The organism is Bacteroides sp. Phil13 (genome assembly GCF_001940965.1).
Classification (GTDB): Bacteria; Bacteroidota; Bacteroidia; order Bacteroidales; family Bacteroidaceae; genus Bacteroides; species Bacteroides intestinalis.
On sequence record NZ_MSHA01000087.1, the window covers coordinates 889 to 23,552 of the forward strand.

Consider the following 22,664-nt stretch of genomic DNA (forward strand, 5'->3'; position numbering starts at 1 on the left):
GGTACAAGATGATTCGTTTGCAGTGATTCTTCATAACTGTGGTAATACAGGACATTGTACTCCTGCTATGTTGAAAACCGGTGCCAAAGGATATCATTTTGGAAATAAGGCTGATATGGTAGAAGCACTGAAAGTTTGTCCTGCAGATGTACTGGTTATGGGTAATCTGGATCCGGTTGGTATTTTCAAGATGGCCTTGCCGGAGGTAGTTGTCCGTCAGACAGAGGAGCTTCTGAATCGCACATCTTCATATCCGAATTTTGTAATTTCAAGTGGTTGTGATACCCCTCCGGAAGTTCCATTTGCCAATATTGAAGCTTTTTATCAGGCAGTGGAGAAATATAATAATAAGTGTGGCAGATAAAGACAAAAAAGAGATAAAATTGTATCAGTTTATCCGTTTACAGTCAGCTATCTTTGTCGTGTAAAATAAATGGGAATCTAAATAGTATAAAAATGAATAAGCTTAAAGGGATTGCGTTAACATTGGCCACTACTGCTCTTGTAGCATGTGGACCGGGTCAGAAACAGTCAAATTTTAGTTCGTCTTCTATGCGTACAACAGAAACGGAGAATTTACTTGCTAACCTTAAAAAAGTATCATCTAAAGGGATTATGTTCGGACATCATGATGATACTAACTATGGTATAGGCTGGGATGGTGAAGAGGGACGCTCCGACGTAAAAAGCGTGTGCGGAGATTATCCCGCTGTTATCAGTTTCGATCTGGGACATATAGAACTGGGTGATACAGTGAGCCTGGATAATGTTCCGTTCAGTAAGATTCGTCGAGAAATACTGAACCAATATCAAAGAGGAGGAATGTCTTCTTTGAGTTGGCATTTACGTAATCCGCTGACAGGTGGAGACTCTTGGGATGTATCGGATACAACAGTGGTGAAGTCAGTTCTTCCTGGAGGAAGCAATCATGAAAAATTCACCGGCTGGGTAAGTAAAGTATCTGCCTTTATTAATTCTCTGCAGACAGAGGATGGAGTAAAAGTCCCCGTACTTTTCCGACCATGGCACGAGCATACAGGTAGTTGGTTCTGGTGGGGTGAGAAACTCTGTACTCCCGAAGAATATAAAGCACTCTGGCATATGACGGTGGATATTCTTCGTGAAGATGGTGTGAATAATGCTCTTTATGCTTACTCCCCCGGTTCCGAGCCACAAGATACCGTACAATACCTGAAACGTTATCCGGGAGATGATCTGGTTGATGTAATAGGCTTCGATACTTATCAATTCGATCGTGATAGTTATATTGCTAATCTTGAAAAATCGCTTGCCATTATAGATAGCATCGGTAAAGTACACAATAAAATAATTGCTATCACTGAAACCGGATATGAGGGTATTCCCGATTCGAAATGGTGGACCGGAACTTTGCTGCCTGCCATTGAGAAATATCCGATAGCTTATGTATTGGTATGGCGCAATGCCCGTGAGCGTGTTACTCATTTCTATGCCCCTTATCCGGGACAGATTTCTGCTGATGATTTTGCAGAATTCTATAAGCATCCTAAAACCTTGTTTGCGGCAGATGTAAACTCTTTGTATAAATAAGAAAAACTATCAATATGGAAACTTTTAGTGATAAGGTAAAGAGACTCTTTCAGGAACACGAAGAGCTGATAACAAGAAAAAATGAGCCGGTAGAGGGTGGAAACGGTATTTTCACACGTTACAAATATCCGGTAGTGACGGCGGCACATGCACCTGTCTTCTGGCGATATGATTTGAATGAAGATTCCAATCCTTATCTGATGGAGCGCATCGGCATTAATGCAACCCTTAATTCAGGTGCTATTAAGTGGAATGGTAAATACTTGATGATGATACGTGTGGAAGGTGCCGACCGGAAATCATTTTTTGCGATTGCAGAAAGTCCGAATGGAATCGATAATTTCCGTTTTTGGGATTATCCCGTAACTATGCCTGAGGATTTGATTCCGGCTACCAATATTTATGACATGCGTCTCACGGCCCATGAAGATGGCTGGATTTATGGTATCTTCTGCGCCGAACGCCATGATGATAATGCACCTTTGGGTGATTTATCTTCAGCTACTGCTACAGCCGGCATTGCCCGTACAAAAGACTTGAAGAACTGGGAGCGTTTGCCTGATTTAAAATCCAGAAGCCAGCAACGTAATGTAGTGCTTCATCCGGAATTTGTAGATGGAAAATATGCCCTTTATACCCGTCCGCAAGATGGATTTATTAATGCCGGAAGCGGTGGCGGTATTGGTTGGGCTTTGGTGGACGATATGACCCATGCAGAAGTGAAAGAGGAAAAGATTATAGATTACCGCTATTATCATACCATTAAAGAGGTGAAGAATGGAGAAGGTCCTCATCCGGTAAAAACGCCGAAAGGTTGGTTGCATCTGGCTCATGGGGTACGTGCTTGTGCTGCCGGATTGCGTTATGTACTTTATATGTATATGACTGCCTTGGATGACCCGACAAAACTTATTGCCGCTCCTGGTGGTTATTTCATGGCACCTGTGGGAGAAGAGCGGATCGGTGATGTAAGTAACGTGCTTTTTACTAATGGTTGGATTGCTGATGAAGATGGTAAGGTGTTTATCTATTATGCTTCTTCGGATACACGGATGCATGTGGCTACTTCCACGGTGGATAAGTTGGTCGATTACTGTATGAACACGCCGGCTGACGGTTTATCTTCTTTCGCCTCCGTAGAGACTCTGAAGAAACTTATTGATAAGAACCTGAAGATATGGCAGCACTAAAAGAGAAAATTGGCTACGGTTTCGGTGATATGTCTTCCTCTATGTTTTGGAAGATATTCTCCTACTATCTGCCCATATTTTATTCAAATATATATGGTTTGAGCTTAGCAGATACCGGGGTTTTGTTATTGGTAACACGCATCTGGGATGCTGTATCCGATCCGATGATGGGAGTGATAGCAGACAGGACACAAACCCGTTGGGGAAAATACCGTCCTTATTTACTGTGGATTTCTCTTCCGTTTGCTGTTTGCGGTGTGTTGCTGTTTACAACTCCTGACTTTGGATCAACAGGTAAACTTGTCTGGGCATACATCACTTATATACTGATGATGACGGTCTATACAGCTATCAATGTTCCATATGGAGCCATGCTGGGGGTAATGACGGATGATTCGGACACGAAGACTGTTTTTTCTTCTTACCGGATGTTCTTTGCCTATGGTGGTAGTTTTATTGCTTTGTTTGCCTGGGAACCGTTATGTGCCTGGTTTAAGGAAATGACGGGTTCGTTGACCGTAAGTTGGCAGTATTCCATGATTGTGATTGCTGCATTCTGTTTCGTCATATTCTTACTTTGTTTCAGTATGACGCGGGAATACATAAAGAGTATCTCTACGGTTTCTATCGGAAAAGATATTAAATCGTTACTCGCTAATGTTCCTTGGTGGCTACTTATCGGTGCGGCTTTGTGTTCTAATTTATTCAGCACGGTGCGCGGTGCTACAGCCGCATACTTCTTCAAAGATTATATAGGTGATGGCATATTCTTAAGTTTGGGTGACTTTTCACTCTTGTTTTATGCCGGATTGTTTCTGAGTGTCGGAGAAGTTTCAAATATGATTGGAGTTGTATTAGCGGTTCCCCTTTCCCGTTCATTAGGTAAGAAATCTACTTATATTTCGACTATGGCTGCTTTGGCAGTATTAAGTATTTTGTTCTTTTACCTGCCTTGTACGCCATCAGGTTTTTGGTTGATGCTGGCTATGCAAGTCGTCATATCTGTTTGCACAGGTATTGTATCTCCGTTGGTATGGAGTATGTATGCGGATGTTTCAGATTATGCCGAACTAAAAGACGGAACGGCTTCAACAGGACTCATTTTCTCTTCTTCATCTATGGCGCAGAAGTTTGGCGGTGCGTTTGGGGGTGCTGCCGTCATGTGGATTCTGGCTGCATTCGGTTACAATACGGCCGAGGGAGCAGTACAAACAGAAGAAGCCTTGACCGGACTGAATTTGCTGATGAGTTGGATACCGGCTGCCGTGGCCGTTTTGGCTATGATAGTCGTATACTTTTATCCGTTGACAAAGAAACGTGTTGCAGAGGTTGATGAAAAGCTGAAGAAGATACGGGCTGCCCAGCTATAAATGACGGGAAATAATTGGTATTTGTAAATGATTAAATTGCAAATTGAATGATGGACATCAAGAGTATGAGAAAAGAAATGGAAGCAGAGTTGATAGGCAACATCCTTCCATTTTGGATGAACAGAATGAAAGATGAAGTGAACGGAGGATTTTATGGCCGTATTACGGGAACAGGCATCCTGATGCCGGAAGCAGAGAAAGGGGCCATTTTGAATGCACGTATTCTCTGGACATTTTCGGCTGCTTACCGCTTGTTAGGAAATGAAGAATATCTGACTACAGCAACCCGTGCCAAGCGAATCATCATTGACCGTTTTTATGATAAAGAATTCGGTGGTATCTATTGGTCACTCGATTATAAAGGGAATCCGTTGGATACCAAAAAACAAATATATGCCATCGGATTTGCAATTTATGGCTTAAGTGAATACCATCGTGCTACAGGTGATAAGGAGGCCTTGGACTATGCTATCCGCTTGTTTGAAGATATTGAAAGGTATAGCTTCGATTCCGTAAAGAATGGATATTGTGAAGCCCTTACCCGGGGATGGAGTGAGCTTGCCGATATGCGTCTGAGCGATAAAGATGAGAATGAATGTAAAACCATGAATACCCATCTGCATATTCTGGAGCCTTATACTAATCTTTATCGTGTATGGAAGAATGATTCGCTGAAAAGTCAGCTTTGTAACCTGATAGAGATTTTTATCGATAAGATATTGAATGCTGAGACCGGGCACCTGGAGCTTTTCTTTGATGAAGACTGGAATAGTAAATATCGCATTGTTTCCTATGGACATGACATTGAAGCTTCTTGGCTGATTCATGAAGCAGCGTTGGTGCTGGGAGATGAGGCTCTGTTAGAAAAGGTGGAACCATTGGTTGAGTTTATAGCTGCCGCTGCCGATGAAGGCCTGGCATCCGACGGAGCTATGGCCTATGAAACTTTTCTTACAAAGCAAAGGACGGATACAGACCGTCACTGGTGGGTGCAAGCTGAAAATATAGTAGGACACAGCAACCTTTACCAGCACTTTGATGATGAGGTAGCCTTACAGAAAGCTTTCCGTTGCTGGGAATTCATCAAGAAGAATCTGATAGACAACCGGAACGGCGAATGGTACTGGAGCATATATGCAGATGGTACGGTAAATACCGACGATGATAAAGCGGGTTTCTGGAAATGCCCGTACCATAATGGACGTATGTGTATGGAAATAATGGAACGCTTTTCATAGATATCTTCCTCTAACAAGCTTTTCCGAAGTACTCCGGTTTCAGTAACTTTTCATCAAGCAACCGGAGTACTTCTGCTTTATCTGTTCCCCTGACTACAATCGATACATCATTCTCGTCACTTCCGTACGAAATCATTCTCAACGGGATATTCTTCAGTGCATCAATAATCCGGTTTTCCATGGCGATGCACGAAGACTTCATATTACCCACAACCGAAACAATGGACATACGGTCCTCTACCCATATTTGGGCATATCTGTTTAGTTCACGCAGAATACGGGACAGGAACTCCTTGTTATCCGTCACAATCGATATATTATCATTGGATGAAGTTAACAGGCAGGGATTCGTCCGGTATTTGGCAAAAATTTCCATAATCTTACTGATAAACAGATAAGGCCGTAGCGTATGGTTTGACTCAAAGCGAATATAAATCGCTGAGTCCTTTGCTGCAATAGCTTTTACAGCTTCTCCATTTTGCAAATTATCGGAGATGTAAGTTCCTTCCACCATCGGATTCATCGGATTGAGCAGATGAATAGGAACGTTTCCTTTCCGTGCTGTAGCAAGACAGAACGGATGAAGAATTTGCGGATTGAAATAGATCAGACGTTCCGCCTCGCTGTAGCTGAGGTTCCGGATTGTATCAGCGTCCTTTATGACCAACGTGTCGTTGTTGCGTATGGCAAAGTTTGTCCATAGCTTTATCTCTTTTGCATGCAAGGCCACACCAATAAGGGCTGCCGTATAATCGCTGCCGCCTTGTTTCAGGTAATCGGTTTCGCCAAAAGCATTTTTACAGATACTTCCCTGAGTGATAAACAGGTGAGTGCCGGGATAGAGTTTCAGCTGCTTATCCAGTTTTTGCTCTATGTATTCGATATCTACTTCCCGGTTTGTACCTACGCGTATGAAGTCGAATGCACAAAGCATGGCATTATCGACTTTCTGTTCCTGAAGATAAAGACTCATTAATGTACTGGTGAGTAGTTCTCCTTGTGCCAGAATATCTTTCTCGTCAGCTGAGGTAAAGGGTTCCAGGCAATACTTCCAGATAGCCTGGAAACTATCGAGTATGCACCGGATGGCCTGATGCTTGATTTCATCATCCGTAAGAAGTTCATTGGCGAAGTCAATGAACTGGAACTCCAGCCGGGTGATCTTCTCATGTGCCTCCTCTGTATTACGGCTGAAGAAGCAGGCGGCTATTTCGTCCAGGTGTTTAGTGACATCCTCTGCTGCCGATAGTATTGCTATCGTAGGCTGGTTGTTCATAATCAGTTTGGCAACATGTTGCATTCCTTCTACGGATGCGGTTGAATTTCCATTGAATTTACAGATTTCCATATTCTTCATTTTTTTAGTTATTTATTGAATGATGCTTGCCGGAAGTTTCTTTTTCCTTTCCATTTCAGGGGTGATTTTATCAAAATGGAAGAGAATTATCCGTAAAGTGTGGAGGCTGTCTGAACCCTTATCTCCTTGTATATATGGAGTTAAGCTATAAAGGAGATTCAGTAGCTTTCCGTTCCTCTACTATAAAAGTTCAAAAGATGTGCCGCTCGTATTCGGGAAAAGCTTTATATTTGCACACCTTGTTTTTACCATTATCAGTTTAAACACTTATCCGAATAAGATATGAGTAAGATTCTAATCGTTGATGACGAGGTACAAATCCGTACCCTTTTAGCGCGTATGATGGAGTTAGAAGGATATGAAGTCTGTCAGGCTGGTGATTGCAGGGCCGCCCTACGACAACTGGAACTCCAAACCCCCGACGTAGCTTTGTGTGATGTGTTTCTGCCCGATGGAAATGGGGTGGACCTAGTGTTGTCCATCAAAAAGGCGGCTCCTAATGTGGAAGTCATTCTGCTGACGGCGCATGGCAATATCCCCGACGGGGTACAGGCCATCAAGAATGGAGCTTTCGACTATATCACAAAGGGAGATGACAATAATAAGATAATTCCCCTCATCAGTCGTGCCATGGAGAAAGCGCGGATAAATGTCCGTTTGGAAAAGCTTGAAAAGAAAGTGGGACAGACGTATTCGTTCGAGTCCATTCTGGGAGAATCCAAATCACTGAAAGAAGCGGTATTGCTTGCACGGAAGGTTGCGGTGACCGATGTTCCTGTGTTACTGACGGGAGAAACGGGAACGGGTAAGGAGGTATTTGCCCAAGCCATTCATTATAATAGTAAGCGGGCAAAGCAGAACTTTGTGGCTGTGAACTGTTCCTCGTTCAGTAAGGAGCTGCTGGAAAGTGAGATGTTCGGGCATAAGGCAGGTTCGTTTACGGGAGCGTTGAAAGATAAGAAGGGTTTGTTTGAGGAGGCGAACCATGGCACTATCTTTCTGGATGAGATCGGTGAGATGGCTTTTGAACTGCAAGCCAAGTTGTTGCGTATCCTCGAAACAGGAGAATATATCAAGATAGGCGATACGAAACCGACACGCGTCAATGTGCGTATTATTGCGGCAACCAACCGTAATCTGCCGGAAGAGATAGCCAAAGGGCGTTTCCGTGAAGACCTCTTCTATCGGCTTGGCGTATTTCAAGTACACCTGCCGCCGCTGCGCGAGCGTACGGGAGATATCCGCCTGCTGGCAAAGGCGTTTATACGGAACTTCTCAGCACAACTGTCGCGTGCCATTAATGAGATTACTCCCGAATTTCTCAGTACACTGGAACAACAACCCTGGAAAGGGAATATCCGCGAGTTGCGTAATGTGATAGAGCGCAGCCTCATCGTTTGCGAAGGTGATCGTCTGGATATTGCAGATTTACCGTTGGAGATTCAGAATGCCCATTACGAGCAATCGGACGACGGCATGCCCGGCTGCTTCGAGCTTTCGGCTATGGAACGCCGTCACATTGCCCGTGTACTAGAATATACGAAAGGGAATAAGACAGAAGCGGCACGACTGTTGAAAATCGGCTTGACAACGCTGTACAGGAAGATAGAGGAATATAAGATTTAGGCTTGCATTTCGGGGCATGCCGAGACGGGCTTTTCGGAAAAACATTGCTATCTTTGTATTGTTTAACAAGAAAGAGATAAGATACTATATTATAAACGAATAGGAGGAAAAGCTATATATCACTCAATATGCCTTAATCTCAGTCTGATTTGGGTATCTATGAAGTATAGTTTATTATCTATTCCATAAAGAACATTATTAGGAACAGCATCAAAAACTTCATATTCTTCATTATGGTATTCATCTTCATAGTCCATCTCAAAGCCTAATGCTTCCATGTAATCTGCTATTTCTTCTTCCGTAGCTTCTCGCTTTGCCCTAACATAAGGCTGAACTAATACAGCACAAAACTCATGCATACTATTATAGGCAAAACCTACTAAAGTGTAAGCTACATTGTAGAAGAAATGGTTATGTGCTTCTATTCGGATGAAGAAGTTGGTAAGGTCATCACCTGCATATTCAAAGTTATTCAATTTGAATACAATATCTTCATTTCCGGTGAAAACTTCATTCTCCCCGCCTTTATTGAGGTAAGATAAAGAAAGAGTATTTGCCCTCTCTTATATCCCTCTGGCGGTTCAGCATTTCCTGTTGCTTCTTTTTCTCTTCTAACGAGATGGGCTGTTTCTGCCAAGAGGTTATCGACTTCAAGGTGCTTTCTATCCATTGCTTATGAAATTCATTAATATAGGTTTTTTCCATGCTTTAACACGTTTTATGTGGCTGATGCAAATGTGGTAAATCTATCGGAGAAACCATAGAAAAAGCATTGGCTAAAAATAAATACAGTTGATTTATCTGTCTCTGTAGACCTGTTATCCTTTATCAACTTAACCATTAAAATCCCCTTCCAGCAGCACTAATCTACTGTCCGAAAGGGATTTCTGTCTTCCTGCCTTTGTGCGTGCTGTCTATCCTAGCGGGTTCTCTTCTAAATTGCCATCGCTGTTCGGGTTGGTTTTTGGGGTTCTGCCGTTTTTTGTTTTGATAGGGCACCCTTTCATTTTGGAAGGGTGGGGCGGAGGCGGATTGGCTGTAATGGAATTGTCAGCTTATTGTAAATCAGATTGTTAAGGCTCTTCTCGCGCTTTTGGCACGTCTTTGGCATTGTTGTGGCAAACAAAGTAATAGTATTAATCTGATAAAAGGTAAAAGACATGGGAATAACGATTTCATTTATTTTCTGCCTCGCGAGCGGGTTGCTCGCTTTCGGGCTATTCTGGAAATGTGTGGATTGGTTTGAAAAGATTTAAGAAGGAGAGAGAATTATGTACATAGCATTATTGGTATTGGGTATTGCGGTTTTCGGGTATTTGATGTATGTGCTCGTAAAACCGGAGAAGTTTTAGGCAATTGACAATGGATAATTGACAGTTAAGGTATCATTCTATTAATGAATTAGAGAAATGAACACAGAAATTTTAGGTGTAGTCCTGCAAATAGTCCTGATGGTGGTACTGGCTTACCCGTTGGGAAAATATATTGCAAAGGTCTATAAAGGACAAAAGACATGGTCGGACTTCATGAAGCCGATTGAGAGACTTATTTTTAAAGTGTGTGGCATCAATCCCGCCGAGGAGATGAACTGGAAACAGTTCCTGAAAGCATTGCTGATACTGAATGCTTTCTGGTTTGTGTGGGGCATGGTGCTGCTGGTTACTCAACACTGGCTGCCTTTGAATCCCGACGGCAACGGGCCGCAGACACCGGATCAGGCATTCAACACCTGCATCAGTTTTATGGTGAACTGTAACTTGCAGCACTATTCCGGTGAAAGCGGGCTGACTTACTTTACGCAGTTGTTTGTCATCATGCTGTTCCAGTTTATTACGGCGGCAACGGGTATGGCGGCTATGGCGGGTATCATGAAGTCCATCTCCGTGAAAACGACTAAGACAATAGGTAACTTCTGGAATTTTCTTGTATTGAGTAGTACACGTATCCTGTTGCCGCTTTCGCTGATTGTGGGTTTCATCCTTATTATAGAAGGTACTCCGATGGGCTTTGACGGAAAGATGGAGGTGACCACGCTCGAAGGACAGGAACAACTGGTATCGCAGGGGCCTGCGGCTGCCATCGTGCCCATCAAGCAACTGGGTACCAATGGTGGCGGTTATTTTGGTGTAAACTCTTCGCATCCGTTGGAGAACCCGTCGTATCTGACGAATATGGTGGAATGTTGGTCTATCCTTATCATCCCGATGGCAATGGTTTTCGCACTCGGTTTCTATTCCAATCGTAAGAAACTGGCTTATAGTATATTCGGTGTAATGCTCTTTGCCTATCTGGCGGGTGTCGGCATCAATGTCTATCAGGAGATGAACGGTAACCCGCGTATTGACGAACTGGGTATTGCGCAGGATGGCGGAGCGATGGAGGGAAAAGAGGTACGACTTGGTTCTGCTGCAACAGCCTTATGGAGTATTACGACCACCGTCACTTCCAACGGTTCGGTGAATGGTATGCACGACTCTACGATGCCGCTCAGCGGACTGATGGAGATGCTGAATATGCAGATTAATACCTGGTTTGGTGGTGTCGGGGTAGGTTGGATGAACTACTATACGTTCATAATCATAGCCGTGTTTATCAGCGGACTGATGGTAGGGCGTACGCCGGAGTTCCTCGGTAAGAAGGTGGAAGCACGCGAAATGAAGATTGCGACCGTTGTGGCGTTGCTTCATCCGTTTGTGATTCTGGTAGGAACGGCTCTGTCCACGTATCTGTTTGCCCATCATCCCGATTTCGTGGCGAGCGAGGGCGGTTGGCTGAATAATCCGGGTTTCCATGGGCTGAGCGAGCAATTGTATGAGTTTACTTCGTGTGCAGCTAATAACGGGTCCGGTTTCGAGGGACTGGGAGATAATACTTATTTCTGGAACTACGCTTGCGGTTGGGTGCTTATCCTGAGTCGATTTATTCCGATTATCGGTCAGGTAGCCATTGCGGGACTGCTGGCGCAGAAGAAGTTCATCCCGGAAAGTGCCGGTACACTGAAGACGGATACGGTTACATTTGCTGTGATGACTTTCGCGGTTATCTTCATTGTAGCTGCCCTGTCATTCTTCCCGGTGCATGCGTTGAGTACGATTGCTGAACATTTTAGTTTGTAAGTAGTAGAAAAAGAAAGATATGAAAGATAAGAAATCAGCTTCTTTGTTTCAAAAGGAGCAAGTTATGGAAAGCTTGAAGCAATCATTCGTGAAGTTGGATCCACGGGTGATGATTAAGAATCCGATTATGTTTACGGTGGAGCTTGTGACGCTGGTGATGCTGGTGGTCTGCATCCTCTCGCTGGGAACTACGGAATATGGAACATTCGGATACAACTTCCTGGTGTTCGTCGTTCTCTTTGTTACTCTGCTGTTCGCCAACTTCGCTGAGGCTATTGCCGAGGCTCGTGGTAAGGCCCAGGCCGACAGTTTGCGCAAGACGCGTGAGGAGACTCCCGCTAAAATCCTGATTGATGGCAAAGTCTGCAATATCAGTAGTGCACGCCTGAAGAAAGGTGATTACTTTATTTGCGAAGCCGGTGATACGATTCCGGCTGACGGTGAGATCGTAGAAGGACTGGCTTCCATTGATGAAAGTGCCATCACAGGCGAATCTGCCCCGGTAATCCGTGAGGCGGGTGGAGATAAGAGTTCTGTAACCGGTGGTACGAAGGTGCTTTCTGATAAGATAAAGGTATTGGTAACCCAACAACAGGGTGAGAGCTTCCTCGACAAGATGATTGCCTTGGTGGAAGGCGCTACCCGGAGGAAAACACCGAATGAAATAGCGTTGACTATCCTGCTGGCAGGTTTCACACTGGTATTCGTGATTGTTTGCGTCACGCTGATTCCGATGGCGGACTATACGAATATAGATCATCCGGGAACGTACATCTCGATTGCAGCTATTCTCTCCCTGTTTGTCTGCCTGATACCGACGACAATCGGTGGTCTGCTTTCCGCTATCGGCATTGCAGGTATGGACCGTGCGCTTCGTGCCAATGTGATAACGAAATCGGGTAAGGCGGTGGAAACGGCCGGTGATATTGATACGTTGCTGCTGGATAAGACGGGAACTATTACAATCGGTAACCGTAAAGCTACGAAGTTCTATGCAGCTCCCGGTGTGGACGAACGTGATTTTATTGAGGCTTGCCTGCTGTCCTCCATCTCCGATGAAACACCGGAAGGTAAATCAATTATAGAACTGGGACGGGAAACAGGTCGCCGCATGCGTGACCTGAATACTACGGGTGCCCGGATGATTAAGTTCACTGCCGAAACAAAGTGTTCAGGCGTGGATTTGCAAAATGGTACTCAGATACGTAAAGGTGCTTTCGATGCTATCCGTCGGATTACGGAGAGTGCCGGAAACAGTTTCCCGAAAGAGGTGGAAGATGTGATTGCTGCAATTTCAAGTAACGGCGGTACACCGTTGGTAGTGTGTGTCAACCGGCAGGTGGCTGGCGTTATTGAGTTGCAGGATATCATCAAACCGGGTATTCAGGAACGTTTCGAACGCCTTCGCAAGATGGGAGTGAAGACGGTAATGGTGACCGGAGATAACCCGCTGACGGCAAAGTACATCGCGGAAAAGGCCGGTGTGGATGATTTTATTGCCGAGGCTAAGCCGGAAGACAAGATGGAGTACATCAAGAAAGAGCAACAATCCGGTAAGCTGGTGGCAATGATGGGAGACGGTACAAATGATGCTCCGGCATTGGCACAGGCAAATGTGGGCGTTGCTATGAATAGCGGTACGCAGGCTGCAAAGGAAGCCGGTAATATGGTGGACTTGGACAATGATCCTACGAAGCTGATTGAAATTGTGGAAATCGGCAAACAGTTGTTGATGACGCGCGGTACATTGACCACGTTCTCTATAGCAAATGACGTGGCTAAATACTTTGCGATTATTCCCGCTTTGTTTATGGTAGCCATCCCTCAGTTAGCACCGCTGAACGTCATGGGGCTGCATAGTCCTGAGTCAGCCATCCTTTCAGCTATAATCTTTAACGCTGTCATTATTCCTATATTGATTCCGTTGGCACTGAAAGGAGTACAGTATAAACCGATTGGTGCCAGTGCATTGCTTCGCCGCAACTTGCTGATTTATGGCTTAGGCGGTGTCATTGCACCCTTTATCGGAATTAAATTAATAGATATGGTGGTCAGTTTATTCTTTTAGGGGCGAGGCGCCCCGGCCGGGTTTCCTTTCGGAAGAAGGCCTGATAATAACAAACTAATAAATAACAAGATAATGAAAACTTTATTGAAATCCCTCAAAATAACACTTGCTTTTTGCGTGTTCTTCTCTGTATTCTATATCCTTATCCTGTGGATATTTGCTCAGGTGGTAGGTCCAAATAAGGGTAATGCGGAAGTAGCGACTCTGGATGGTAAGGTGGTCGGTGCCGCTAATGTAGGGCAGATGTTCACAAAAGACATCTACTTCTGGGGACGTCCTTCCCATGCCGGTGACGGTTACGATGCTGCCAGTTCTTCCGGTAGCAACAAAGGTCCTACCAACGAAGAATATCTTTCGGAAGTAGAAGCCCGTATTGATACTTTCCTGGTGCACCATCCCTATCTGCAACGCAAGGACGTTCCGGCTGAAATGGTGACAGCCAGTGCTTCGGGGCTTGATCCGGATATCACTCCCGCCAGTGCTTATGTACAGGTGAAACGCGTAGCCCAGGCACGTGGCATGGATGAGGCACAAGTAAAGACTCTCGTAGACAATGCAGTACAGAAACCGCTTCTCGGCCTTTTCGGGACGGAAAAGGTGAATGTGTTGAAACTGAACATTGCACTCGAAGAGGCAAATAAGTAGTTAAGCTACAGGTTACAAGTTGCTGCGCTATACTTGTGGGCGAATAATTATTCGCCCGGCTATCATGCCGAAAGGTACTCGTCACTCGTAGCTTGTAGCTCGTATCTTGTATCTCACAGAGAGGCGGACAGGCTCCGTTCATATTTTGCCATGGTGATGTCTAAAAACAGGGTGAACGGAGACACGCCTCTCTCTTTTTAAGAGATTGTATTTTAAAGATTGAATGAATTATGAAACAAGTAAAAAGAACGTTTTTTGTAATAGCAGCCATTGTTGCTGCATGTTTTTTCGGGACAAACGATGTGAAGGCACAGGAATTTACCGTGCAGGGTGATTTAGTAAGCTCTTACGTCTGGCGCGGCGTATATCAGACGGGAGCCAGCTTCCAACCTACACTGGGTTTCGGCATCGGCGGCTTCTCTCTGACTGCGTGGGGTTCCACGGACTTCGACGGTTATAAATCTACCGAAGGCCAGGCAAACAAGGAGATAGACCTGACGGCAGCTTACGCATTCGGCGAGTCCGGTCTGTCACTGTCTGTGGCAAGCCTTTGGTGGGCGGGACAGGGTGCCCGGCAGTATTTCAACTTCAAAAGTCATGAGACGGCACATTTCTTTGAAGCTGGTCTGGCCTATACGTTGCCTTGCGAGAAGTTTCCCCTGTCCATAGCTTGGTACACTATGTTTGCGGGAGCCGATAAAAATGAGGAAGGCGCGCAAAACTATTCTTCCTATTGTGAACTGAACTATCCGTTCAGCGTGAAGTCGGTAGGTTTGAATGCAACCGTAGGATTCGTTCCTTATGAAACTTATACGGTAGGATATGGAAACTCCGGTTTTGCCTTTACCAATGTAGCATTGAAAGCTACTACGGCTATCAGGATAACAGACTCATTTTCATTGCCTATATTTGCACAGGCTATCTGGAATCCTTGTTTGGAAGATACCCACTTAGTCTTTGGCATAACCTTAAAGCCTTAATGTAAGTGACAGAGGTATCTTGTCTCTATGACTTAGCATAGAATCATTGGCATTGATTGTGGGAATCATTGGCATTGATTGTAGGAATCATTGGCATTGATTCTATCCATCATCCGTATTGATGATATACCAACTCACTTACTAATCCCGGCTAACCCATAATAATAACTACTTAAAGGTATGGACAGAGAACAAAACGTGCAACACTTCCTCGACCTGATAAAGAAATCCCGTCGTGGCAAGTTCAAGATTTACATCGGCATGATAGCCGGTGTGGGCAAGTCTTACCGGATGCTCCAGGAAGCCCACGACCTGCTGGACAACGGCGTAGACGTGCAAATCGGCTACATCGAAACCCACGGACGTGCCGGGACGGAAGCTCTCCTTGCAGGCCTGCCCGTCATCCCCCGCCGCCGGATATTCTACAAAGGCAAGGAACTGGAAGAGATGGATTTGGAGGGTATCATTCGCATCCATCCCGAAATAGTCATCGTGGACGAACTGGCGCATACCAACGTAGAAGGCAGTCGTAACGAAAAGCGTTGGCAGGACGTGATGGACCTTTTGGACGAAGGCATCAACGTGATTTCCGCCGTCAACATCCAGCACATCGAGAGCGTGAACGAAGAAGTGCAAGGCATCTCCGGCATCGAAGTCAAAGAGCGCATCCCCGACAGTGTCCTTCAGGAAGCGGACGAGGTGGTGAACATCGACCTGACTGCCGAAGAACTGATAACCCGTCTGAAAGCCGGCAAGATTTATCGCCCGGAGAAGGTGCAGACGGCACTGACCAACTTCTTCCGGACCGAGAACATCCTCCAACTTCGTGAACTGGCCTTGAAGGAAGTAGCCCTGCGAGTGGAGAAGAAGGTGGAGAACGAAGTCGTCATTTCGAGCGTAGGCGTCCGGCACGAGAAGTTTCTGGCATGCATCAGCAGTCATGAGAAGACGCCACGGCGCATCATCCGTAAGGCGGCACGGCTGGCTACCCGCTACAATACTTCTTTCATTGCCCTGTATGTGCAGACGCCCCGCGAGAGTGCCGACCGCATCGACCTGGCAAGCCAGCGCTATCTGCTGAATCACTTTAAGCTGGTCACTGAGTTGGATGGTGAAGTGGTTCAGGTACAATCGAAAGATGTGTTGGACGCCATCATCCGTACTTGTAAAGAGAGACAGATTACTTCTGTTTGCATGGGCAGTCCTGCTTTCCGTTTTCCGCAATCCTTGTTCATGGTGTTGAAATACAGAAAATTTGTGAGCGAATTGGCGCAAGCAAACATAGATTTGATTATACTTGCATAAAATTTAATTCATCAGTGCATTATGAATATTCGTACTAAATTGATACTCAGTGTAGGCATTCTGACCGGTATGATCATTCTGCTGGTTGCTCTTTCAGTCGTCAACCTCCAGATTCTGACGGCCACCGAACCGGACAGTCCTGCCGCCATGCCGGGTTTGCAGCGTGCTCTGCTGTGGATTTCCGTTACCGGAGGTGTCTGCATTCTTGCCAGTATCGTGTTGTTGGTCTGGTTGCCCCGTTCCATCAGTAAGCCTATTCAGGAACTGACGCACGGCATCTTCGAAATAGCCAATCACAATTATGAAAAACGCCTCGACATGAGCGGGCACGAAGAGTTCAGCGCAGTGGCCGACAGCTTCAACCGCATGGCGGAACGGCTGACGGAATACCGTGCCAGCACTCTGAATGATATTCTCGCTGCCAAGAAGTTTCTGGAAGCCATTGTGAACAGTATTCACGATCCTATCATCGGCCTGAACCGGGAGCATGAAATACTTTTCATCAACAAAGAGGCGCTCACCGTGCTGAATTTGAAGCGGGAAGAGGTTATCCGCCATTCCGCCGAAGAACTCTCGCTGAAGAACGACCTGCTCCGCCGTCTGGTTCGGGAACTCATCACTCCCAGTGAAAAGAAGGAACCGCTGAAAATCTATGCGGACAACAAGGAGAGTTATTTCCAGGCGTCCTATATCACGATTATGAACACGGAAACCGATACGGACGAACCGCAAAACCTGGGTGACGTCATCCTGTTGAAGAATATCACCGAGTTTAAGGAACTGGACTCTGCCAAGACCACCTTCATCTCCACCATCTCCCATGAACTGAAAACGCCTATTTCTGCCATTCTTATGAGTCTGCAATTGCTGGAAGACAAACGGGTAGGAGCTTTGAACGACGAGCAGGAACAACTATCGAAAAGTATTAAAGAGAATGCTGACCGTCTGCTGGGTATCACCGGTGAACTCCTGAATATGACACAAGTGGAAGCCGGCAAGCTCCAGATGATGCCGAAGATAACGAAGCCTATCGAGCTTATAGAATACGCCATTAAGGCCAATCAGGTGCAGGCTGATAAATTCGGTATTCAGATAGAAGTGGAATATCCCGGCGAGAAGATGCCGAAACTGTTTGTGGATAGTGAAAAGATAGCTTGGGTACTGACGAATCTTCTGAGCAACGCCATCCGCTACTCCAAAGAAAACGGGCGTGTGGTGATTGGTGCCAAGCATGAAGACGGAATCATTGAGATGTACGTGCAGGACTTTGGCAAGGGTATCGACCCGCGTTATCATCAAAGTATTTTCGACCGTTATTTCCGTGTGCCGGGTACAAAGGTGCAAGGCAGTGGCCTGGGCTTGTCCATCTCAAAGGACTTTGTGGAGGCTCATGGCGGCACGTTGACGGTGGAAAGTGAATTGGGAAAGGGAAGCAGGTTCGTGATACGGTTGAAGGGGTAGGGGAGAGTGATAAAGTGATAAGGTGATAGAGTGCTTATCACTTTACCACCTTATCACTCTATCACTTCTTCACTTTGTCCCACTTTGGCGGGTTTCCCCCCATCAAATGACGTACAAAGAAATCATACCGTTTATGTTCCCCGAAGTCTTCGCCCATCGTATGGTGTGCGCCGGGGATGACTACCAGTTCAAAATCCTTGTTTGCCTTAATCAAAGCGTTTACTACTTGCATGGTTGAAGCGGGGTCTACATTGTCATCCAGTTCACCGACTACCAGCATTAGGGGGCGGCTCAACAAATGGGCATTCTCTACATTCGATCCTTCCTTATATTGATCTCCCACGGGATATCCCAGCCAGAGTTCGTTCCACCAGATTTTATCCATGCGGTTGTCGTGGCAGCCACAGGCGGAATAAGCGGCTTTGTAGAATTCGGGATGCAGCAGCACGGCAGTGGTGGACTCTTGACCTCCGGCGGAACAGCCGTAGATGCCTACGCGGTCCATATCCATATACGGATACTTCTCTCCGGCAGCTTTAATCCAAGCGATGTGATCGGGAAGTCCTGCATCTTTCAGATTCTTGTAGCATACGTTCTCAAATTCACGTGAACGGAAAGAAGTTCCCATTCCGTCTACCATGACGACGATAAAACCGAGTTCGGCAAGGGAAGTCATGTACCAGTTGTACGGGATGAAAGTCTTGGGTACATACTGGTCGCCGGGACCTTGGTAAATGTATTCGATAACCGGATACTTCCGGTTCGGGTCGAAGTTAGTGGGACGAACAATCAGTCCCCACATATCCGTTTTGCCGTCACGCCCCTTGGCGGTAAATACTTCCGGTGCTTTCCAGCCTTCTGCTTCCAGACGACTGATATCGGCTGTCTCCAGCGGCATCACCACCTTGCCATCTTCGGCACTGCGCAATACGGTAACAGGAGCTTTGTTTACCATAGAGTAAACGTCTACCAGATAATTCATATCTCCCGAGAACCAGGCACGGTGCATTCCTTCTTCCGGAGTAAGGCAAACCAAGTCTTTCCCGTCGAAACCAATGCGGTAATAGCGGATGAGATAAGGGTCCTCACCGGGTTGTACACCATTTGCGGAGAAATAAATCTGCCGGTTGTCCTCGTCTACGCGGAGCACTTCGCGCACATACCATTCGCCGCGGGTTATCTGATGGATGGGCTGTGCGGTAGTGCGGTCGTACATGTACAGGTGGTTCCAGTTATCCCGTTCGCTCATCCAGATGATGTGCTTGTTGTCCCTTAGGTCGTGACGGAAACGGCGGGTATAGTTCACGTATTTGTCAGAGGTTTCTTCTATCAGAGGATGCACGACGCCTGTCTCGGCAGAGAGTTCAAGTACACGATATACCTGATGTCCACGCTGATTGTATTCGAAGGTTACGGCACGACTGTCCGGGTTCCATTCGGGACCGTATATTTCATACTGCCGATCGAAGAGGTCGGTGCTGGGGATGATGCCTCGTCCTGTTTCAACTTCATAAATGCAAGGTATCTTGAAAGGAAGTTCGTCTCCCGGTTTGGCATATTCCTGCTTGTGCAGCTTCGGTTGGAGTTGATCTGCCGGAGAAGACTCTACATAGTACACATATCGTTTCTCTACCGGGCGGATTTTGCAGGATGCCACCTTCTTGCTGTCCGGAGACCAGCGGATATAAGCTGAGTAATAGTTGCTGAGTGTACCGTCAAGGCTTAACTGCTTTTCTTTTCCCGTGGCAAGTTCCTTCACATATACATTCTGATTTTTGATATAGGCGGTATACTTTCCATCGGGTGAAGTTACGGGAGCGGCTTTTTTTTCGTCATCCCGCTCCATCCAGTGCTTCTGTGGTGCATTACGGTCGGGCAAGCTGCCTTCATTTACCAACTGATTCTTGCGGGTGGTGTACATCCAGCATTGGTTGCCGAATACAAAACGAAGCGTATCTAAGCTCGGATTCACCCGTAACCGTTCCAACTGGATTGCTTCGGGGTTTACTTCTTTGCCGGACGCGTTGCTCAGTGCGCTTGCCAAACGCTTGTGGTCGAACAATTCCTTTCTGCTTTTCTTGTCTGCGTTCACCGATACGTAGATACGGCCTTCGGGCGTATTGCGTACATACCAGAACTGATGTGTGCCTTCTATCCATTGCGGCGTGACGTTGGAGTAGAATACTTTGTTGGCACTGAATTTCTCTCTCAATGCGTAGGCACGGTTATAATCGTCCACCGTGCCTTGTGCGAAAGCCATGCCCCCGCTAAGGAGCATGGCTATCGACAAACTTAATTTACAAACATTCATATCTAACTAACCTTTATTGTACTTCCCATTCATAAACACCTGCTGCATGTTTGTCTGGCAGGGTGATTTCCAGTTTTACTGATTTGGTTTTTATGGGATCAAAGTTTACGGTGTTTCCCGTACCTTTTACAACACCATATTTGTCGGCACCTGTGACGGGCTGCCACTGGCCTTGCGCATCTTTATAATATATCTTCCAGCTTTTCGGTACACGACAGCCGCCCCAAGGGGCATCATCAAACCAATATACGGTGGAACTTGATACGGCAGCTTCTGCCGGGAATTCATACGTGATCCATTCCGTAGTTCCCTGTTTGGGCCACCAATGGTAGTAGGGCAGGGAACGGTCATTTTCATCTTTCGGAATCAGGCGGTCATTGATGGCCGAGATGGATTTTGCGCGATGTGATGCGTCTATTTTACTTTCCGAAGCCAGTGTGGCAGGCATGGCGGGGCGGGATGCGCTCAGCTCTTGCGGCAACCATACTTCCATAGCTCCCGAACCACGGTGAGCCCATGCGTAGTAAGGTATCAGTGTCAGGCTCACATCGGTAGTGGTCAGGCGACCCTGATCGTCGTAGCCAAGTGTCTGTGCGCCGGTCTTCAATTGGTTGATGCCATACAGGAGATCGGGCTTTTCTACCACTTCAAACTTCGGGTTGCGGTTCATGAATACGCTGAAGATGTCGAAGTTATTATCCGGGAATTCTGCACAGTATACAATCGGTCCGCGTTCTACGGCAATGCGTCCGCGGTCGGCTTCCACTTTATTGTTGGCTTTCACGATACGCGGTTCCATGTCGAAGTGTACTTCCACCTTGTCACCCTTTTTCCAACGGCGGTCGATGCAGAAATAACCATCTTTCAGCTCATTCTGTACGGCTTCTCCGTTTACTTTCACTGTGTACTTCAGACGCTTGCCGTCACTATAGGTATACAGGTCACTGGGAACTACCTGACCCCGAACCCATCCGGGAATACGGACTTTCAGGTTGAACTGTCCGGCGCTGTTCTTGTTGATGCCGATGGTGATGTCGCCGTTCCACGGGTATTGGGTGGTTTGCTCGATAGAAACAGCTTTGCCACCCACTTTCAGGTCGGAAGTATTGGACATGAAGAGGTTAACGTAAACGTCCTTATCCTTCACTGCATAGATATACCCCGGCAGGGACGGGATGAAACGGCAGATGTTGGACGGGCAGCAGGCACAACCGAACCAGGGCTGGCGTTGATGCTGTCCCATACTTTCCAGCGGGTTGGGGTAGAAGAAGCCACCGCCGTCTAGGGATACACCTGAAATCAGACCATTGTATAAGGTGCGTTCCAGTACATCGTAATATTTGGATTCACCGTGCAGGAGGAAAAGACGGTAGTTGACGTACACGTTGCCGATGGCAGCACAAGTCTCGCAATAGGCTGACATGTTGGGCAATTCATAATTCTTGCCGAAAGCCTCTCCGGCTGCGGTAGCTCCGATACCGCCGGTGATGTAGTATTTCTTGCCGACGATATTATCCCAGATGCGGTCGATGGCATGGATATAGGCGGTGTCTCCCGTCAGGGCGGCTACGTCGGCCATACCTGCATACATATATGCGGCGCGAACAGCGTGCCCCACAGCCTCATCCTGCTGAACCACCGGTTTATGTGCTTGGCTGTATTCGTCCGTACGGCTGGTATATCCACGCTGGTCGAGGAAGAACTTGGCCTGGTCGAGGTATTTCTTGTCTCCGGTGACCAGATAAAGTTTGGCAAGTGCCATTTCTGCAATCTGATGTCCGGGAACGCGGATTTGCTGTCCCTCGCCTGTACCGATTTCACGGCATACGCAGTCGGCATATCGGATGGCGATATTGAGGAAGTTCTTCTTTCCGGTGGCCTGGTAGTGAGCGATGGCGCCTTCCACCATGTGTCCCAGGTTGTAGAACTCGTGGCTCAGGTCTTCTACCTTTTCCCAACGTTTGCTTCCCGCCCATTCGTGTGGATGCTTCGGGTTCATGGTGCGACTGGTGTAGAGGTATCCGTCCGGTTCTTGTGCTGCGGCTACAATTACCAGTACACTGTCAATGTATTTAGCCAGTTTCTTGTCCGGATAAGTCTGTAACAGGTAGCTGGCGCCCTCGATGGTTTTATAGACGTCCGTATCGTCAAAAGCCAGTCCGCCTACTTTAATCGTATCGCTGGGATGTGCTGCGTTGACAAAGTTCTGATATCTTCCGGTTTCCTCGCATTTGCTGAATGCCAGGGGGATGGTTACCTCTCGGCTCGCGTTGAGGCGTTGTCCCCAGAAGGAGTCGGTTACTTTCACCGAGGTGAAAGGTACGGGATCGATGGGATACCCGTGTGATTGGTTTTTCACTTGTGCCTGACCGCCTATGGTGGCGGCAACCAGCAGGGTGGTAACTAATACTTTTCTCATGGTTATTAT

16 protein-coding genes and 1 pseudogene are annotated in these 22,664 nt (G+C 46.5%); 13 read left to right on the forward strand and 4 right to left on the reverse strand.

The window, feature by feature from the left end; genetic code table 11:
- From BWI44_RS17600 to BWI44_RS17620, 5 genes are all read left to right on the forward strand, one after another.
- Positions 1-364: uroporphyrinogen decarboxylase family protein (locus BWI44_RS17600; RefSeq protein WP_286815254.1), on the forward strand; the 364-nt coding region annotated here is incomplete at its 5' end.
- Between the two features lie 92 nt (positions 365-456).
- On the forward strand, positions 457-1,569 hold the full coding sequence (locus tag BWI44_RS17605) for a glycoside hydrolase family 26 protein (RefSeq protein WP_138291044.1): 1,113 nt from the start codon (positions 457-459) through the stop codon (positions 1,567-1,569).
- Between the two features lie 14 nt (positions 1,570-1,583).
- The gene (locus BWI44_RS17610) at positions 1,584-2,759 is read left to right on the forward strand and encodes a glycoside hydrolase family 130 protein (protein ID WP_195208815.1); all 1,176 of its coding nucleotides are present in this window, start codon (positions 1,584-1,586) and stop codon (positions 2,757-2,759) included.
- Positions 2,747-4,129, forward strand: a complete 1,383-nt coding sequence (locus BWI44_RS17615) for an MFS transporter (protein WP_195208816.1) — start codon at positions 2,747-2,749, stop codon at positions 4,127-4,129. The genes BWI44_RS17610 and BWI44_RS17615 overlap by 13 nt, the downstream gene beginning before the upstream one ends.
- 50 nt (positions 4,130-4,179) lie before the next feature.
- A complete protein-coding gene (locus BWI44_RS17620) occupies positions 4,180-5,367 on the forward strand; it encodes an AGE family epimerase/isomerase (protein ID WP_044533051.1) in 1,188 nt (395 codons plus the stop codon).
- A gap of 10 nt (positions 5,368-5,377) precedes the next feature.
- On the opposite strand, the gene BWI44_RS17625 is transcribed toward BWI44_RS17620, so the two are convergent.
- On the reverse strand, positions 5,378-6,715 hold the full coding sequence (locus BWI44_RS17625; RefSeq protein WP_195208852.1) for an amino acid kinase family protein: 1,338 nt from the start codon (positions 6,713-6,715) through the stop codon (positions 5,378-5,380).
- A 291-nt stretch (positions 6,716-7,006) separates the two neighbouring features.
- On the opposite strand from BWI44_RS17625, the gene BWI44_RS17630 reads away from it, so the two are divergent.
- On the forward strand, positions 7,007-8,350 hold the full coding sequence (locus BWI44_RS17630; RefSeq protein ID WP_195208817.1) for a sigma-54-dependent transcriptional regulator: 1,344 nt from the start codon (positions 7,007-7,009) through the stop codon (positions 8,348-8,350).
- Positions 8,351-8,469: 119 nt separating this feature from the next.
- Here the strand turns inward: BWI44_RS17630 and BWI44_RS17635 are convergent.
- Positions 8,470-9,020: pseudogene (locus BWI44_RS17635) on the reverse strand (putative polyvalent protein kinase domain-containing protein).
- Between the two features lie 601 nt (positions 9,021-9,621).
- Between BWI44_RS17635 and kdpF the strand changes: the two are divergent.
- From kdpF to BWI44_RS17665, 7 genes are all read left to right on the forward strand, one after another.
- Entirely contained in the window at positions 9,622-9,702 is an 81-nt protein-coding gene (gene kdpF, locus BWI44_RS22325; protein WP_138291096.1) for a K(+)-transporting ATPase subunit F, read from the forward strand.
- A 57-nt stretch (positions 9,703-9,759) separates the two neighbouring features.
- Positions 9,760-11,466, forward strand: coding sequence for a potassium-transporting ATPase subunit KdpA (gene kdpA / locus BWI44_RS17640; protein WP_195208818.1), 1,707 nt, complete (start codon positions 9,760-9,762; stop codon positions 11,464-11,466).
- Between the two features lie 19 nt (positions 11,467-11,485).
- Positions 11,486-13,534, forward strand: coding sequence for a potassium-transporting ATPase subunit KdpB (gene kdpB / locus BWI44_RS17645; protein WP_195208819.1), 2,049 nt, complete (start codon positions 11,486-11,488; stop codon positions 13,532-13,534).
- A 72-nt stretch (positions 13,535-13,606) separates the two neighbouring features.
- Positions 13,607-14,179, forward strand: coding sequence for a K(+)-transporting ATPase subunit C (locus BWI44_RS17650; RefSeq protein ID WP_138291051.1), 573 nt, complete (start codon positions 13,607-13,609; stop codon positions 14,177-14,179).
- A gap of 230 nt (positions 14,180-14,409) precedes the next feature.
- Entirely contained in the window at positions 14,410-15,159 is a 750-nt protein-coding gene (locus BWI44_RS17655; RefSeq protein WP_118424427.1) for a TorF family putative porin, read from the forward strand.
- 180 nt (positions 15,160-15,339) lie between these two features.
- Positions 15,340-16,464: a sensor protein KdpD gene (locus BWI44_RS17660; protein ID WP_138291053.1), complete on the forward strand. Its 1,125-nt coding sequence runs from the start codon at positions 15,340-15,342 to the stop codon at positions 16,462-16,464.
- A 21-nt stretch (positions 16,465-16,485) separates the two neighbouring features.
- Positions 16,486-17,925, forward strand: a complete 1,440-nt coding sequence (locus BWI44_RS17665; RefSeq protein ID WP_195208821.1) for a sensor histidine kinase — start codon at positions 16,486-16,488, stop codon at positions 17,923-17,925.
- Positions 17,926-17,986: 61 nt separating this feature from the next.
- Here the strand turns inward: BWI44_RS17665 and BWI44_RS17670 are convergent, their stop codons facing one another.
- On the reverse strand, positions 17,987-20,236 hold the full coding sequence (locus BWI44_RS17670) for a S9 family peptidase (protein WP_195208822.1): 2,250 nt from the start codon (positions 20,234-20,236) through the stop codon (positions 17,987-17,989).
- 13 nt (positions 20,237-20,249) lie between these two features.
- Positions 20,250-22,655: a glycoside hydrolase family 127 protein gene (locus BWI44_RS17675; RefSeq protein WP_195208823.1), complete on the reverse strand. Its 2,406-nt coding sequence runs from the start codon at positions 22,653-22,655 to the stop codon at positions 20,250-20,252.
- Between the last annotated feature and the right edge of the window lie 9 nt (positions 22,656-22,664).

Excerpts from the sequence above, each read along its gene's own strand:
- BWI44_RS17650 (WP_138291051.1), top strand. The coding sequence starts at position 13,607 with ATGAAAACTTTATTGAAATCCCTCAAAATAACACTTGCTTTTTGCGTG.
- kdpA (WP_195208818.1), top strand. The coding sequence starts at position 9,760 with ATGAACACAGAAATTTTAGGTGTAGTCCTGCAAATAGTCCTGATGGTG.
- BWI44_RS17620 (WP_044533051.1), top strand. The coding sequence starts at position 4,180 with ATGGACATCAAGAGTATGAGAAAAGAAATGGAAGCAGAGTTGATAGGC.
- BWI44_RS17665 (WP_195208821.1), top strand. The coding sequence starts at position 16,486 with ATGAATATTCGTACTAAATTGATACTCAGTGTAGGCATTCTGACCGGT.
- kdpB (WP_195208819.1), top strand. The coding sequence starts at position 11,486 with ATGAAAGATAAGAAATCAGCTTCTTTGTTTCAAAAGGAGCAAGTTATG.
- BWI44_RS17675 (WP_195208823.1), bottom strand. The coding sequence starts at position 22,655 with ATGAGAAAAGTATTAGTTACCACCCTGCTGGTTGCCGCCACCATAGGC.
- kdpF (WP_138291096.1), top strand. The coding sequence starts at position 9,622 with ATGTACATAGCATTATTGGTATTGGGTATTGCGGTTTTCGGGTATTTG.
- BWI44_RS17625 (WP_195208852.1), bottom strand. The coding sequence starts at position 6,715 with ATGGAAATCTGTAAATTCAATGGAAATTCAACCGCATCCGTAGAAGGA.
- BWI44_RS17610 (WP_195208815.1), top strand. The coding sequence starts at position 1,584 with ATGGAAACTTTTAGTGATAAGGTAAAGAGACTCTTTCAGGAACACGAA.
- BWI44_RS17670 (WP_195208822.1), bottom strand. The coding sequence starts at position 20,236 with ATGAATGTTTGTAAATTAAGTTTGTCGATAGCCATGCTCCTTAGCGGG.
- BWI44_RS17615 (WP_195208816.1), top strand. The coding sequence starts at position 2,747 with ATGGCAGCACTAAAAGAGAAAATTGGCTACGGTTTCGGTGATATGTCT.
- BWI44_RS17605 (WP_138291044.1), top strand. The coding sequence starts at position 457 with ATGAATAAGCTTAAAGGGATTGCGTTAACATTGGCCACTACTGCTCTT.
- BWI44_RS17660 (WP_138291053.1), top strand. The coding sequence starts at position 15,340 with ATGGACAGAGAACAAAACGTGCAACACTTCCTCGACCTGATAAAGAAA.
- BWI44_RS17655 (WP_118424427.1), top strand. The coding sequence starts at position 14,410 with ATGAAACAAGTAAAAAGAACGTTTTTTGTAATAGCAGCCATTGTTGCT.
- BWI44_RS17630 (WP_195208817.1), top strand. The coding sequence starts at position 7,007 with ATGAGTAAGATTCTAATCGTTGATGACGAGGTACAAATCCGTACCCTT.